The organism is Corallococcus sp. 4LFB, assembly GCF_046520365.1.
Classification (GTDB): Bacteria; Myxococcota; Myxococcia; order Myxococcales; family Myxococcaceae; genus Corallococcus; species Corallococcus caeni.
This window is the reverse complement of sequence record NZ_JBKGHJ010001278.1, coordinates 1-349: the sequence shown is the minus strand read 5'-3', so window position 1 is coordinate 349 and position 349 is coordinate 1. Positions and strand designations below refer to the sequence as shown.

The 349-nt window shown below is 69.3% G+C and carries 1 protein-coding gene; it reads left to right on the top strand.

Features of this window, described 5'->3' with window-relative positions; all coding sequences use genetic code 11:
* On the top strand, positions 1 to 349 hold a 349-nt coding region (locus ACLEQD_RS45310; RefSeq protein ID WP_410392059.1), incomplete at both ends, for an AMP-binding protein.

Here is a 349-nt window from a genome sequence, read left to right as displayed (position 1 = left end):
CCAGCGCGGAGTTCCCTCGCGACCTCTGCCTCCATGACGCCTTCACCGCCCAGGCTCTTCGCACGCCCGACGCCCTGGCTGTCATCTGCCGTGCTGAGCAGCTCACCTTCCGTGAGTTGGACACGCGCGCCAATCAACTCGCCCACCGGCTGGTGAAGCTCGGCGTCGGCCCCGACGTGCGCGTGGTGCTCTGCGTGGAGCGCTCCGTCGAAGCCCTCGTCGGCATCCTCGGTACTCTCAAGGCCGGTGGCGCCTACGTCCCCATCGACCCCAGCTACCCCCGCGAGTGGTTGGCCCACGTCCTCACCGACACGGGCGCTCCAGTGGTGCTTACCCAGCAGCGCCTGCG